The following is a 14,350-nucleotide window of genomic DNA, read 5'->3' as shown; positions in this document are numbered from 1 at the left end:
CAGTTTGATGCGCGCCTGAAACAAGCCCGCGGTCTTGGGGGACCGCGGGTTTTTTTACGCTCTGTCATTCCGGGGCGCGCGAAGCGCGAGCCCGGAATCCATTTCACCGCACGTCATGCCGTCCGACGGATTCCGGGCTCGCGACTTCGTCGCGCCCCGGAATGACGGCGGAGGATGTGGCGGCGGCAGCGCTTACAAAAAACTCTGCGGGTCGACGTCGACTTCGAGCTTCTGATTGCCCGTCGGCTTCGGGCAGGCCGCGAGCCAGTTGCGAAGATAGTCCGACAGATCGAAACCGCGCGCCGATTTCACCAGGATGCGGAAGCGGTAGCGGCCCTTGATCACGGCGAGCGGCGCTTCCGCCGGCCCGAGCACCACGACGCGCTCGTCGCGCGGCGCGAGCGCGACGAGACGGCGGCCGAGACCTTCGGCGCTCGGACGGTCGCCGGCGGAGATGATCAGGCTGGCGAGCCGGCCGAACGGCGGATAGAGCGTCTTCTCGCGCAGCTCGATCTCGCTGTCGTAAAAGGCCTCGCGGTCGCAGGCGATCAGCGCCTTCATCACGGGATGGTCGGGCTGGTGCGTCTGCAAATACCCGATGCCGCGGCCCTGCTCGCGGCCGGCGCGGCCGATCACCTGGTTGAGCAATTGCCAGGTGCGCTCCGCCGCACGCGGATCGCCATTGGACAGGCCAAGATCGGCATCGACCACGCCGACGAGATTGAGCCGCGGAAAATTGTGGCCCTTGGCCACCAGCTGGGTGCCGATGATGATGTCGACGCGGCCCTCCGCGATCTCGGCAAGCTCGGAGCGCATCGTCTCGATCGAGGTGACGAGATCGCTCGACAGCACCATGGTGCGCGCCTGCGGGAACAGCGCCGCCGCCTCCTCCTGCAGGCGCTCGACGCCGGGACCGACCGCGACCAGCGATTCCTCGGCCGAACAGTTCGGACAGAGATGCGGGCGCGGCATCGAGAAGCCGCAATGGTGACAGACCAGGCGCTGGCGGAAGCGGTGATCGACCAGCCAGGCATCGCAGATGGTGCAGGCGAAGCGATGGCCGCAGGCCCGGCACAGCGTCAGCGGCGCATAGCCGCGGCGATTGAGGAACAGCAGCGCCTGCTCGCGCTTCTCGATTGCGGTCCTGATCTCGCCGGCCAGCCGCGGCGAGATGAAGCGGCCGCGTGCGGGCGGCTCGCGGCGCATGTCGATGGCCTCGATATGCGGCATGTGCTGGCCGCCGAAGCGCGAGGGCAGCGCGATGCGCTGATAGCGGTTCTTGCGCGCATTGACCTCGGACTCGACCGACGGCGTCGCCGAGGCCAGCACCACCGGGATCCTGGCGATATGCGCGCGCACCACCGCCATGTCGCGGGCGTGATAATGCACGCCCTCGTCCTGCTTGTAGGCCTGGTCGTGCTCTTCATCGACGACGATCAGGCCGAGATCGGCGTAAGGCAGAAACAGCGCCGAGCGTGCCCCGACCACGACCTGCGCGGTGCCTGCGGAGATCGCCGCCCAATTGCGCGCGCGGGTGCGCGGCGTCAATTCAGAATGCCACTCGATCGGACGCACGCCAAAACGCTGCGCGAAGCGATCGAGGAACTGGCCGGTGAGCGCGATCTCCGGCATCAGGATCAGCGACTGTTTCCCGCGGCGGATGGTTTCGGCGACGGCCTCGAAATAGACCTCGGTCTTGCCCGAGCCGGTGACGCCGTCGAGCAATGCGACGTGGAACGTGCCGTTGGCGGCGAGCGCGCGCATGGCATCCACGCCGGCCCGCTGCAGCGGCGAAAAATCCGGCCGGCCGAAATCGGGATCGGGCGCCGGGGGCGGCGCCGGCGGCGGCATCGGCTCGACCGTGAGCGTGCCTTCGTCGACGAGGCCGTCGATCACGCCTGAGGAAACGCCGGCTTCCTTGGCGGCTTCCGACTTGCCGTGCAGCAGCCGGTCCGACAGCAGCTCGATCACGCGCTGGCGCGCCGGCGTCAGCCGCTTCGGCGGATCGCCGGTCAGGCGCACGCCGGGACGCACCCGCTCGGGACCGAGATTCTCGCCCATCCGCAGGCACATGCGCAGCACCATGCCGCGCGGGCTCAGCGTGTAATTGGCGACCCAGTCGACCACCTGGCGCAGCTCCGGCTTGAGCGGCGGGATGTCGAGCTTCTCGCTGACCTCCTTGAGGCGGTTGTGCAGGCGCGGATCCGGATTGGCATTTTCCCCCCAGACCACGGCGAGCACCTCGCGCGGCCCGAGCGGCACACCGACGAGATCGCCCGCCTTCAGCTCCATCCCGCGCGGCACCTTGTAGGAATAGGTCTGGTCGAGCGCGACCGGCACCAGCACGTCGACCATGCCGGTCGCGTTGGTGGGGGCGGTCGTGCTGCGCGACGAATGATCCATCAACGGTCTTTGCAGGGAGAATCGGAACCCGGGGGCTTGAAGGCTAGCGTCCGGGGGCGACCTTAGCGAACGATAAACGAGTGTGATGCGATATACTGTGCGGAATCATTACGTCCAGAGCGCATGAGCAAAGCAGCCGCCCCACAAATCGAGCTCGCCAGCGCCGATCCCTCGATCGCGCAGGAGATGACGCGCTGGCTGTCGCATCTCGGCGCCGAGCGGCGGCTGTCGCCGAAGACGCTGGAGGCCTATGGCCGCGATCTCAGGCAATGCCTGGATTTCCTCTGTGCCCATTGGGGCGAACGGGTCACGCTCAAACGTTTCGCCGCGCTGGAAGCCACCGACGTGCGTGCCTTCATGGCAATGCGCAGGGCCGATGACATCGCCGGCCGCAGCCTGATGCGCGCGCTCGCGGGGCTGCGCTCGTTCGGCCGCTTCCTCGAGCGCGAAGGCAAGGGCAAGGTCGGCGCACTCTCCGCCATTCGCGCGCCGAAGGTGGCGAAGAGCCTACCGAAGCCGCTGCCGATGGCCTCCGCAAAGCGTCTTGCCGATGCCGACGAGCGCGCCGGCGAGGACCGCGAGACTTGGATTCTGGCGCGCGATGCTGCGGTGATGGCGCTGCTGTACGGCTCGGGCCTGCGCATCTCCGAAGCGCTGGGCCTGAAGCGCCGCGAAGTGCCGCGCCCCGGCGAAGGCGACGTGCTGATCGTGACCGGCAAGGGCAACAAGACCCGCATGGTGCCGGTGCTCCAGAACGTGCTCGAGCTGGTGCAGGACTACGTTGCGATGTGTCCCTATCCGCTGCCCGCGGAAGGCCCGATCTTCGTCGGCGCGCGCGGCGGGCCCTTGAGCCCGCGCATCATCCAGCTCGCGATGGAGCGGCTGCGCGGCGCGCTCGGCCTGCCCGACAGCGCCACCCCGCACGCGCTGCGCCATTCCTTCGCCACGCATCTGCTCTCGCGCGGCGGCGACTTGCGCGCCATCCAGGAATTGCTCGGCCATTCCTCGCTGTCGACCACCCAGGTCTATACCGGCATCGATTCCGAGCGCCTGCTCGAGGTCTATGCCAGCGCGCATCCGCGGCGCTGACATACTGGCGTCATAACTTCCCTCCCTCTTGCGCTGGCCGCGCGGTTCGGTCAATCGTTGCGGAACCGAGGCAGGAGGGACTTATGAGCGCACACGAGAGCATGGAGCATGCCGAGCACGCCGAACACGCGTCCGGCTCGAACAAGAAGATCGCGCTCCTGATCGCGGTGCTGGCGCTGTTCCTGGCGATCTCCGAGACGCTCGGCAAGGGCGCCCAGACCGAATCGATCAGCAAGAACGTCGAGGCCGCCAACCTCTGGGCGTTCTTCCAGGCCAAGAGCATCCGCCGCACCGTGGTGGTGACGGCGGCCGAGCAGGGCAAGCTCGCGCTCGCCGCCGCGGACGAGGCGCACAAGCCCGCCGTGCAGAAGCAAATCGACGACTGGACCAAGACGGCGGCGCGCTACCGCTCCGAGCCCGAGACCGGCGAAGGCACCGAGCAGCTCGCCGAGAAGGCCAAGCATGCCGAGCACGATCGCGACGAGGCGACCGCGAAATACCATCACTTCGAGCTGGCCTCTGCCGCCTTCCAGATCGGCATCGTGCTGGCCTCGGCCACCATCATCACCGGCATGTTCGCGCTGGCCTATGTCAGCGGCATCCTGACGCTCGCCGGCCTGTTCATGACCGCGCTCGGCCTGTGGTGGCCGCATCTGTTGCACTTGCATTGAGCGTGATGAGGACGTGTAGGCAACACGGACGTGTCATGCCCCGCGAATGCGGGGCATCCAGTACGCCGCGGCACCTCGGTTGAATCAATACCGTCTCTGGAATACTGGATTGCCCGCTTTCGCGGGCAATGACACCGAGGATGTGGCGATGACAGTGTACGAGCGGCGGGCTGCTACCGCGCTTCGTGCACGCTCTTCCTGAAACGCTGGATCAGACGCAGCGTGCGGGAGGACCAGCCCTCGCCGTTGCCGGCGATCAGCTCGCGGATGCGCTGCTTGATCGGGTTGACCAGCTCGGCGGCCTTGGCGCGGATCTTCAGCACGAGCTCGTAGATCCGCTCGAACCAGTGCATCTCCAGGAGCTTGTGGCGCGTCACGTCGAACACGAAGGCGGTGACGCCGACGCCGACCAGCTTTGCGAACACGATCATGAAGACCGCGCTGGTCCAGTACTCGTGCGCGAGCAGCCACAGGCCGACCAGCTTGAGCGGAAACAGCGGGATGACCGGCACGGCGAACACGATCAGCGTCATGGCCGGCGACAGCGCGTCGACGCGCTCCGTCAGCCATTGCTTGAAGCGCGCCAAGGGGATGGCTGCGACGACCTTTGCTACGATCGGCTCGAGATGGTCCCACAGCCAGGCTTCGATCAGGAAGACGATCGCAAGCAGGACCCAGAGCGGTTGAAGAACGCGGCGCAGCATGTGTTTCCCGCCCGATTCGGCGCTGGGCGCGTGGCTACATATGGATGGCCCGCTTGCCGACCGCAAGCGCGGCCTCCTTGATGGCCTCCGAGCGGGTCGGATGCGCGTGGCAGGTGCGCGCGAGATCTTCCGCACTGCCGCCAAACTCCATGAGGACGGCTGCCTCATGGATCATTTCGCCGGCTTCGCGGCCGATAATGTGCACGCCGAGCACGCGATCGGTCTTCGCATCTGCGAGAACCTTCACAAAGCCGTCAGTCGTCTGATTGACCTTGGAGCGGCCATTGGCGGTAAAGGGAAACTTTCCGACGGTATAGGCGATGCCCGCCTGCTTCAGCTCCTCCTCGGTCTTGCCAACGGAGGACACTTCCGGCGTGGTATACACGACGCCCGGGATGACATCGTAATTCACATGGCCGGCCTGGCCGGCGATGATCTCGGCCACCGCAACGCCTTCGTCCTCGGCCTTGTGCGCGAGCATCGGGCCTGCGACGACGTCGCCGATGGCGTAGACGCCCTTGAGGCTGGTGGCGAAATGCGGATCGATCTGCACGCGGCCGCGATTGTCGAGCGCGACGCCGGCTTCCTTCAGACCCAGCCCGTCGGTGTACGGCACGCGGCCGATGCAGACGAGAACGACATCGGCCTCGATGGTCTCGGCCGCGCCACCCGCAGCCGGCTCGATTTTCGCAAGCAGTGCCTTGCTGTTCACTTCGACGCCAGTGACCTTCGAACCGAGCTTGAATGCAAATCCCTGCTTTTCCAGGATGCGCTGGAATTGCTTGGCGATCTCGCCGTCCATGCCGGGCAGGATGCGATCGAGGAATTCGACGACCATGACTTCGGACCCGAGTCGGCGCCACACCGAGCCGAGCTCGAGCCCGATCACACCGGCGCCGATGACCAGTATTCTGCCCGGCAACTTCTCCAGCGACAGCGCGCCGGTCGAGGACACGATGCGCTTTTCGTCGATCTCGATGCCCTTGAGGCGTGCGATATCCGAGCCGGTGGCGATGACGATGTTCTTGGTCTCGATCACCTGCGACTTGCCGTCGGCGGAGACCTCGACCTTGCCGGTCCCCAAGATCTTGCCGGTGCCCTTGAGCACGTCGATCTTGTTCTTCTTCATCAGGAATTCGACGCCCTTGACGTTGCCGTCGATGCCCTGCTGCTTGAAGTTCATCATCGCGGGCAGATCGAGCTTCGGCGACGAGACCGACACGCCCATCTTGGCGAAGGAGTGCGCGGCCTCCTCGAACATCTCGGAGGCGTGCAGCAGCGCCTTCGACGGCATGCAGCCGACATTGAGGCAGGTGCCGCCGAGGGTGGCGTTCTTTTCGACCACGGCGACCTTCATGCCGAGCTGGCTGGCGCGCACCGCGCAGACATAACCGCCAGGTCCGGTGCCGATGACGACGAGATCGTAGGTAGCCATGAGAGAAAGTCCCGTAAGGTTTGCCGTGATGAGGATGTGTCAGCGTCCGCCGGCGCGTCAGCGTCCGCCGGACACATCGAGAATGGCTGAGGTGACGTAAGACGCCTCGTCCGACATCAGCCAGACGATGGCATTGGCGATTTCGTCCGCGGTGCCGACGCGCTTCATCGGCACCATGTGGGCCAGACGATGGGCGCGGTCGGGCTCGCCGCCGGCGGCGTGGATCTCGGTATCGATCAGGCCGGGACGGATCGCGGCGACGCGGATGCCCTCGGCCGCGACCTCATAGCCGAGACCGATGGTGAAGGAATCCACCGCGCCCTTGGACGCGGCGTAGTCGACATAGGTGTTGGGGGCACCGAGCCTGGCCGCAACCGACGACAGATTGACGATGACGCCGCCCTTGCCGCCGTGCCTGGTCGACATCCGCTTCACCGCCTCGCGCGCGCAGAGGATGGAGCCGGTGACGTTGACCGCCAGCACGCGCTGGATGCGCTCGGCCGACATCTCGTCGACGCGAACGCCGCTCTGGCCGACGATGCCGCCGTTGTTGACGAGCGCCCCGAGCGTGCCGAACTTGTCGGCGGCCTTGAACAATTCGAGGATGTCGCTTTCCTCGGCGACATCGCATTTCACCGCGATGGCCTTGCCGTTGCTGGCCTCGATCTGCGCGACCACCTCGTCGGCGGCCGTCTTGTTGCTGGCATAGCCGACCACGACGCGGAAGCCGCGCGCGGCCGCCGCGATCGCGGTTGCCCGCCCGATACCGCGGCTGCCGCCGGTAATGACAACGACCTTATCCGTCACACGCGCCTCCATGGTTCGACACGCGCCGCCGCGCATGGCGACGGCGCTCGCAGAGCATCAGGGATCAGAGATCGAGCACCAGGCGCGCCGGGTCTTCCAGGCTCTCCTTGACGCGAACCAGGAAGGTGACGGCTTCCTTGCCGTCGATGACGCGGTGATCGTAGGACAGCGCCAGATACATCATCGGGCGGACCTCGATCTTGCCGCCGACGACCATCGGCCGCTCCTGGATCTTGTGCATGCCGAGGATGCCCGACTGCGGCGCGTTCAGGATCGGGGTCGACATCAGCGAGCCGTAGATGCCGCCATTGGTGATGGTGAAGGTGCCGCCCTGCATCTCGTCGATCTTGAGCTGGCCGTCGCGGGCGCGGCGGCCGTAATCGGCGATGCTCTTCTCGATGTCGGAGATCGACTTGTGGTCGCAGTCGCGCACCACGGGGACGACGAGGCCCTTGTCGGTGCCGACGGCGACGCCGATGTGGTAATAGTTCTTGTAGATCAGGTCGGTGCCGTCGATCTCGGCGTTGACCGCCGGGATGTCCTTCAGCGCCTGCACGACGGCCTTGGTGAAGAAGCCCATGAAGCCGAGCTTGGCGCCGTGCTTCTTCTCGAACGCATCCTTGTAGTGCGCGCGCAGCGCCATGACGTTGGTCATGTCGACCTCGTTGAAGGTCGTCAGCATGGCCGCGGTGTTCTGCACGTCCTTGAGGCGGCGCGCAATGGTCTGGCGCAGCCGGGTCATCTTGACGCGCTCTTCGCGGGCGGCGTCATCGGCCGGCGACGGCGCGCGGACCTGCACGGCGGCGGCAGGCTGGTTGACCGGGGTCGGCGCCGAGGCCGCGCGCTCGATCGCCGCCAACATGTCGCCCTTGGTGACGCGGCCGTCCTTGCCGGAGCCCGGAACGGTGGACGCGTCGACACCGCTCTCGGCCGAGAGCTTGCGCACGGACGGGGCGAGCGGCGCATCGGCCGGGGCCGCCTTCGCGGCCGGAGCCGGCGAAGCAGCGGCGGGCGCCGGAGCAGCGGCGGGCTTGGCGGGTGCCACGGCGGGCTTGGCAGCGCCGGCTCCATCGGTGATCTGGCCGAGCAGCGCGCCGACGGCAACGGTCGCGCCATCGGCGGCGATGATCTCGCTCAGCGTGCCGGCGGAGGGCGCGGGCACTTCGATGGTGACCTTGTCGGTCTCGAGCTCCACCAAGGGCTCGTCGACGGCGACGGGATCGCCGGCCTTCTTGAACCAGCGGCCGATGGTGGCCTCGGTGACGGATTCGCCGAGCGTCGGCACACGAATTTCAGTCATGGTCTTTTCCTTAAGGGATCGCGGTCTTGAATTCATGTGTCATCGCCCGCCTTGTGCGCGCTTGCGCACGGGGGCGGGCGATCCAGTACGCCGTGACGTCGATGAGCAGAACGAATGCCGCGGGAGTACTGGATGCCCCGCCTTCGCGGGGCATGACTCAGTTTGAAATTGCCTAGCTCAGTGCTTCGTCCAGGAACGCCTTCAGCTGCGCCTGATGCTTGGACATCAGACCCGTGGCGGTCGCGGCGGAAGCGGCGCGGCCGACATAACGCGGACGCCGGCTCGCGCCGTTCACCTGGTTCAGCACCCATTCCAGATAGGGCTCGATGAAGTGCCAGGCACCCATGTTGCGGGGCTCTTCCTGGCACCACACCACTTCGGCCTTCTTGAAGCGCGACAGCTCGGCCACCAGCGCCTTCAGCGGCACCGGATAGAGCTGCTCGACGCGCATCAGATAGATGTCGTCGATGCCGCGCTTCTCGCGCTCCTCGTAGAGGTCGTAATAGACCTTGCCGGAGCACAGCACGATGCGGCGGATCTTGTCGTCGGGCACGAGCTTGATCGCCTCGTTCGGCAGCATCTGGGCGTCATCATAGAGGATGCGGTGGAAGGTCGTCCCCTTGGCCAGCTCCTCGAGACGCGACACCGCCCGCTTGTGACGCAGCAGCGACTTCGGCGTCATCATGATCAGCGGCTTGCGGATCTCGCGGTGCAGCTGGCGGCGCAGCGCGTGGAAGTAGTTCGCCGGCGTGGTCGGGTAGACCACCTGCATGTTGTCTTCCGCGCACATCTGCAGGAAACGCTCGAGGCGCGCCGAGGAATGCTCCGGTCCCTGGCCCTCATAGCCGTGCGGCAGGAGGCAGACGAGGCCGGACATGCGCAGCCATTTGCGCTCGCCCGAGGAGATGAACTGGTCGAACACGACCTGCGCACCGTTGGCGAAGTCGCCGAACTGGGCTTCCCACAGCGTCAGCGTGTTCGGCTCGGCGAGCGAATAGCCGTATTCGAAGCCGAGCACGGCCTCTTCCGACAGCAGCGAGTTGATGACCTCGTAATGGCCCTGCTCGCTGCCGAGATGATTGAACGGCGTGTAGCGGCTCTCGTCCTCCTGGTCGATCAGGACCGAGTGGCGCTGCGAGAAGGTGCCGCGCTCGGAATCCTGTCCGGACAGACGGACATGGTGGTTTTCCTGGAGCAGCGTGCAGAACGCCAGCGCTTCGCCGGTCGCCCAGTCGATGCCGGCACCGGTGTCGATCGCCTTGGCGCGGTTGTCGAGGAAGCGCTGGATGGTGCGGTGAACGCGAAAACCGTCCGGCACCTTGGTGATCTTGCGGCCGATGTCCTTCAGGATCGGAAGGTCGACGCCGGTGACGCCGCGACGCGCGTCCTCTTCCTGGTCGGCGATCTTGAAGCCGGACCACTTGCCGTCGAGCCAGTCGGCCTTGTTCGGCTTGTAGGAGGTGCCGGCCTCGAACTCGGCATCGAGCCGGGCGCGCCAGTCGGCCTTCAGCTTGTCGACCTCGCCCTCGGTGACCACGCCTTCGGCGATCAGGCGCTTGGAGTAGAGCGTGAGGGTCGAGGGATGGGCCGCGATCCGCTTGTACATCACCGGCTGGGTGAAGGCCGGCTCGTCGCCCTCATTGTGGCCGTAGCGGCGATAGCACCACATGTCGATGACGACGGGCTTGTGGAATTTCTGCCGGAACTCGGTCGCGACCTTGGCCGCGAACACCACGGCTTCCGGATCGTCGCCGTTGACGTGGAAGATCGGCGCATCGATCATCTTCGCCACGTCCGACGGATAGGGCGAGGAGCGCGAGTAGCGCGGATAGGTGGTGAAGCCGATCTGGTTGTTGACGATGAAGTGCACGGAGCCGCCGGTGCGGTAGCCCTTCAGGTCGGACAGGCCGAAGCACTCGGCGACCACGCCCTGGCCGGCGAACGCGGCGTCGCCGTGCATCAGCAGCGGCATCACGGAGATGCGCATGTCCGGCGGATCGCCGTGCTGGTCCTGCTTCGCGCGCACCTTGCCGAGCACCACGGGATCGACGATCTCGAGATGCGAGGGGTTGGCGGTCAGCGACAGATGGATGCGGTTGCCGTCGAACTCGCGGTCCGAGGAGGCGCCGAGGTGATACTTGACGTCGCCGGAGCCTTCGACCGCGTCGGGGTTGGCCGAGCCGCCCTTGAACTCGTGGAACAGGGCGCGGTGCGCCTTGCCCATCACCTGCGTCAGCACGTTGAGACGGCCGCGATGCGGCATGCCCAGCACGATCTCCTTCACGCCGAGATTGCCGCCGCGCTTGATGATCTGCTCGAGCGCCGGGATCAACGCTTCACCGCCGTCGAGGCCGAAGCGCTTGGTGCCGGTGAACTTGGTGTCGCAGAACTTCTCGAAGCCTTCGGCTTCGACCAGCTTCATCAGGATGGCCCTGCGGCCTTCGCGGGTGAACGAGATCTCCTTGTCGGGTCCCTCGATGCGCTCCTGAATCCAGGCCTTCTGCGCGGCGTTGCTGATGTGCATGAACTCGACGCCGAGCGTCTGGCAATAGGTGCGCTCGCAGATCGCGGTGATCTCGCGCAGCGTGCCGTATTCGAGACCGAGCACGTGATCGAGGAAGATCTTGCGGTCGAAATCGGCTTCGCTGAAGCCGTAGGTGCGCGGATCGAGCTCTTCGCGGTTGCGCTGGGCTTCGATGCCGAGCGGATCGAGCTTGGCGTGGAAATGGCCGCGCATGCGGTAGGAGCGGATCAGCATCAGGGCGCGGACGGAATCGCGTGTCGCCTGGAGCAGGTCGGCGGAGGAGAGGGCGGCGCCCTTGTCACCGCCCTTGGCCTGCGCCTTGGCAGCGATCTTGGCACCAACCGCCTTCTCGACCTCCGCCCAGTTGCCGTCGAGCGCGGAGGTGAGATCGTCCTGCGGCGTCAGCGGCCAGTTGTCGCGCTCCCAGGACGGGCCTTCCGCGTTCTTCCGGACGTCAGCCGGCTGGTCGTTGAGGCTCTTGAAGAACTCCTGCCACTCGGCGTCGACCGAGGACGGGTCCTTCTCGTAGCGGGCGTAGATTTCGTCGATGTAGGTGGCGTTGGTGCCCTGCAAAAAGGAAGACAAGGCAAAGGCTGCGTTCGCGTCCTGGCGAGACATACTGGAGTTCCTGGCGATTTCGGTTCGCGCATAACAAACGGCGCTGGCACCGAGCTCCCCGGCAGAGGCTCGGCGCGACAGGCACCCTTTACCCTATTTGCTGCGAAACTTCGCCCGGAAAAGCACGAAGAAGTGAATCAGCCTTTCAACTTTTCGGCAAGCGTGTGGCCGAGGCGGGCGGGCGACGGAGACACTGTAATCCCTGCCGATTTCATCGCCTCGGTCTTGGAACCGGCGTCGCCCTTGCCGCCCGAAATGATCGCGCCGGCATGACCCATGCGGCGGCCCGGAGGGGCGGTGACGCCGGCGATGAAGCCGACCATCGGCTTCTTGCGGCCGCGCTTGGCCTCGTCCTTGAGGAACTGGGCGGCGTCCTCCTCGGCGGAGCCGCCGATCTCGCCGATCATGATGATCGATTCGGTCTTGGGGTCGGCCAGCAGCATCTCCAGCACGTCGATGAACTCGGTGCCCTTGACCGGGTCGCCGCCGATGCCGACCGCGGTGGTCTGGCCGAGGCCCTCCTGGGAGGTCTGGAACACGGCCTCATAGGTCAGCGTGCCGGACCGGGAGACGATGCCGACCGAGCCGGTCTTGAAGATGTTGGCGGGCATGATGCCGATCTTGCATTCGCCTGCGGTCATGACCCCCGGGCAGTTCGGCCCGATCAGGCGCGACTTGGAGCCGAGCAGCGAGCGCTTCACCCGCACCATGTCGAGGACGGGAATGCCCTCGGTGATGCAGACGATCAGTGGGATTTCGGCGTCGATGGCTTCGCAGATCGCATCCGCCGCGCCCGGCGGCGGCACGTAGATCACCGAGGCGTCGGCGCCGGTCTTGTCACGCGCCTCGCGCACGGTGTCGAACACCGGCAGGCCGAGATGCGTCGCGCCGCCTTTGCCCGGCGAGGTGCCGCCGACCATCTTGGTGCCATAGGCGATCGCGGCCTCGGAATGGAAGGTGCCGTTCTTGCCGGTAAAGCCCTGGCAGATGACCTTGGTGTTCTTGTCGATCAGGATGGACATGAGGTCTGCTTTCGCGAACTAACGAGTGAGAGGTCAGTGGATGCGGCGGTAGACGCCGGTGAGCACGTCGGCCCAGCCTTCCGCGTCCGGCGAGAACTGGATCTTCAACGAATAGGAATCGTCGTCGATGATCTCGTAGACGTGGCGCGCATTGCCGCGGAGCGAGCCGCGCACCAGCGTCAGGGTCTTGCCGACCCACCCGCCCGAAGCGGGCGAGGGCGGCGTGTAACCGAGCGAATCGTACCAGAACAATTTGTAGGTCCGGTCGTCGCGGTCGTAGCTGAAGATGCCGTGGGTGGCGAAGATCTGCTTGCCGTCGCGCATCTGGACACTGTCCTGGATCAGGTAGAATCCGTTGAGGTCCATGCGCGCGACGGTGCGCGATGTGGCCGGCCCGCCCGCGGTCCAGCGCGACGGGAAGACCATCTCTTCGCCATCCCATTCGCCGGCGAACGCGGCGAGGCGCGCGTGCTCGGGAAGCGGAGATGATGCGGCGAGATGGTCCTGGGCCATGGCCTTAGCCTCCCTTGACGGCCTTCACGATCTTCTGCGCGGAATCGTCGAGATTGTCGCCCGCGACGACGTTCAGTCCGGATTCATCGATGATCTTCTTGCCGAGCTCGACATTGGTGCCTTCGAGGCGAACCACCAGCGGCACGTTGAGGCCGACCTCGCGAACCGCCGCCGTGACGCCCTCGGCAATCACGTCGCACTTCATGATGCCGCCGAAGATGTTGACCAGGATGCCCTTCACGTTGGGATCGGCGGTGATGATCTTGAAGGCGGCGGCGACCTTCTCCTTGCTGGCGCTGCCGCCGACATCGAGGAAGTTGGCGGGCGACATGCCGTAGAGCTTGATGATGTCCATCGTCGCCATGGCGAGACCGGCGCCGTTGACCATGCAGCCGATGTTGCCGTCGAGGGTGACGTAGTTGAGGTCGTGCTTCGACGCCTCGATTTCCTTGGCGTCTTCCTCGGTCTCGTCGCGCAGCGCGAGCACTTCGGGGTGACGGAACAGCGCGTTGTCGTCGAACGACACTTTGGCGTCGAGCACGCGGAGCTGGCCCTGCTTGGTCACCACCAGCGGGTTGATCTCCAGCATCGCCATGTCCTTGGCGACGAAGGCCGCATAGAGCTGCGCGGTGAGCTTTTCGGCCTGCTTGGCGAGATCGCCGGAGAGCTTCAGCGCCTTCGCGACGGTGCGGCCGTGATGACCCATGATGCCGGTGGCGGGATCGACCGAGAAGGTCACGATCTTCTCAGGTGTATTGTGCGCGACGTCCTCGATGTTGACGCCGCCTTCGGTCGACACCACGAACGAGACGCGCGAGGTCTCGCGGTCGACCAGGAGCGAAAGATAGAACTCCTTGTCGATGTCGGAGCCGTCCTCGATGTAGAGGCGGTTGACCTGCTTGCCGGCGGGGCCGGTCTGGATCGTCACCAGCGTCGCGCCCAGCATCTGCTTGGCGAATTCGGAGACCTCTGCGGCCGCCTTGGCGATGCGGACGCCGCCCTTGTCCCCGGCACTGGCTTCCTTGAACTTGCCCTTGCCGCGGCCGCCGGCATGGATCTGGCTCTTCACCACATAGACCGGGCCCGGCAGGGCCTTGGCGGCGGCTTCCGCATCCGCGGGCTTGAGGACCGGGACGCCCTTGGAGATCGGCACGCCGAACTCACTCAGCAGCGCTTTGGCCTGATATTCATGGATATTCATATGGTCGCTCCCTGAACCCGCGGGCGGTGACCTCTAGGGCCCACCTCAGTCTTGTGGCTGGCA

General features: G+C 65.9%; 11 protein-coding genes. 2 read left to right on the top strand and 9 right to left on the bottom strand.

The window, feature by feature from the left end; all coding sequences use genetic code 11:
- Positions 1-192: 192 nt before the first annotated feature.
- Complete coding sequence (locus E4K64_RS31875; protein ID WP_135166932.1) at positions 193-2,403, bottom strand: primosomal protein N'; 2,211 nt, start codon at positions 2,401-2,403, stop codon at positions 193-195.
- A gap of 123 nt (positions 2,404-2,526) precedes the next feature.
- Here E4K64_RS31875 and E4K64_RS31870 point away from each other — a divergent pair, with 123 nt between their 5' ends.
- Complete coding sequence (locus E4K64_RS31870; RefSeq protein WP_126261286.1) at positions 2,527-3,492, top strand: tyrosine recombinase XerC; 966 nt, start codon at positions 2,527-2,529, stop codon at positions 3,490-3,492.
- Between the two features lie 83 nt (positions 3,493-3,575).
- Positions 3,576-4,163 (top strand): DUF4337 domain-containing protein, encoded by a 588-nt coding sequence (locus tag E4K64_RS31865; protein ID WP_135166931.1) that lies wholly within the window; start codon positions 3,576-3,578, stop codon positions 4,161-4,163.
- Between the two features lie 173 nt (positions 4,164-4,336).
- Here the strand turns inward: E4K64_RS31865 and E4K64_RS31860 are convergent, their stop codons facing one another.
- From E4K64_RS31860 to sucC, 8 genes are all read right to left on the bottom strand, one after another.
- Positions 4,337-4,867 carry a hypothetical protein gene (locus E4K64_RS31860; RefSeq protein WP_135166930.1) on the bottom strand — a complete coding sequence of 177 codons (531 nt, stop codon included), beginning with the start codon at positions 4,865-4,867 and terminating at the stop codon, positions 4,337-4,339.
- Between the two features lie 34 nt (positions 4,868-4,901).
- Positions 4,902-6,302, bottom strand: coding sequence for a dihydrolipoyl dehydrogenase (lpdA, locus tag E4K64_RS31855; RefSeq protein WP_135166929.1), 1,401 nt, complete (start codon positions 6,300-6,302; stop codon positions 4,902-4,904).
- 57 nt (positions 6,303-6,359) lie between these two features.
- Entirely contained in the window at positions 6,360-7,121 is a 762-nt protein-coding gene (locus tag E4K64_RS31850) for an SDR family oxidoreductase (RefSeq protein ID WP_126261364.1), read from the bottom strand.
- A gap of 52 nt (positions 7,122-7,173) precedes the next feature.
- Entirely contained in the window at positions 7,174-8,409 is a 1,236-nt protein-coding gene (gene odhB / locus E4K64_RS31845) for a 2-oxoglutarate dehydrogenase complex dihydrolipoyllysine-residue succinyltransferase (protein WP_135166928.1), read from the bottom strand.
- A 172-nt stretch (positions 8,410-8,581) separates the two neighbouring features.
- Positions 8,582-11,551, bottom strand: coding sequence for a 2-oxoglutarate dehydrogenase E1 component (locus E4K64_RS31840; RefSeq protein ID WP_135166927.1), 2,970 nt, complete (start codon positions 11,549-11,551; stop codon positions 8,582-8,584).
- Positions 11,552-11,688: 137 nt separating this feature from the next.
- Positions 11,689-12,573 carry a succinate--CoA ligase subunit alpha gene (gene sucD / locus E4K64_RS31835; RefSeq protein ID WP_135166926.1) on the bottom strand — a complete coding sequence of 295 codons (885 nt, stop codon included), beginning with the start codon at positions 12,571-12,573 and terminating at the stop codon, positions 11,689-11,691.
- Between the two features lie 33 nt (positions 12,574-12,606).
- Positions 12,607-13,086, bottom strand: coding sequence for a DUF1579 family protein (locus E4K64_RS31830; protein ID WP_135166925.1), 480 nt, complete (start codon positions 13,084-13,086; stop codon positions 12,607-12,609).
- Between the two features lie 4 nt (positions 13,087-13,090).
- A complete protein-coding gene (sucC, locus tag E4K64_RS31825) occupies positions 13,091-14,287 on the bottom strand; it encodes an ADP-forming succinate--CoA ligase subunit beta (RefSeq protein WP_135166924.1) in 1,197 nt (398 codons plus the stop codon).
- Positions 14,288-14,350 lie beyond the last annotated feature (63 nt).

The sequence above is a fragment of the Bradyrhizobium frederickii genome, from assembly GCF_004570865.1.
Taxonomy (GTDB): Bacteria; Pseudomonadota; Alphaproteobacteria; order Rhizobiales; family Xanthobacteraceae; genus Bradyrhizobium; species Bradyrhizobium frederickii.
This window is presented reverse-complemented; position numbering and strand designations above follow the sequence as displayed.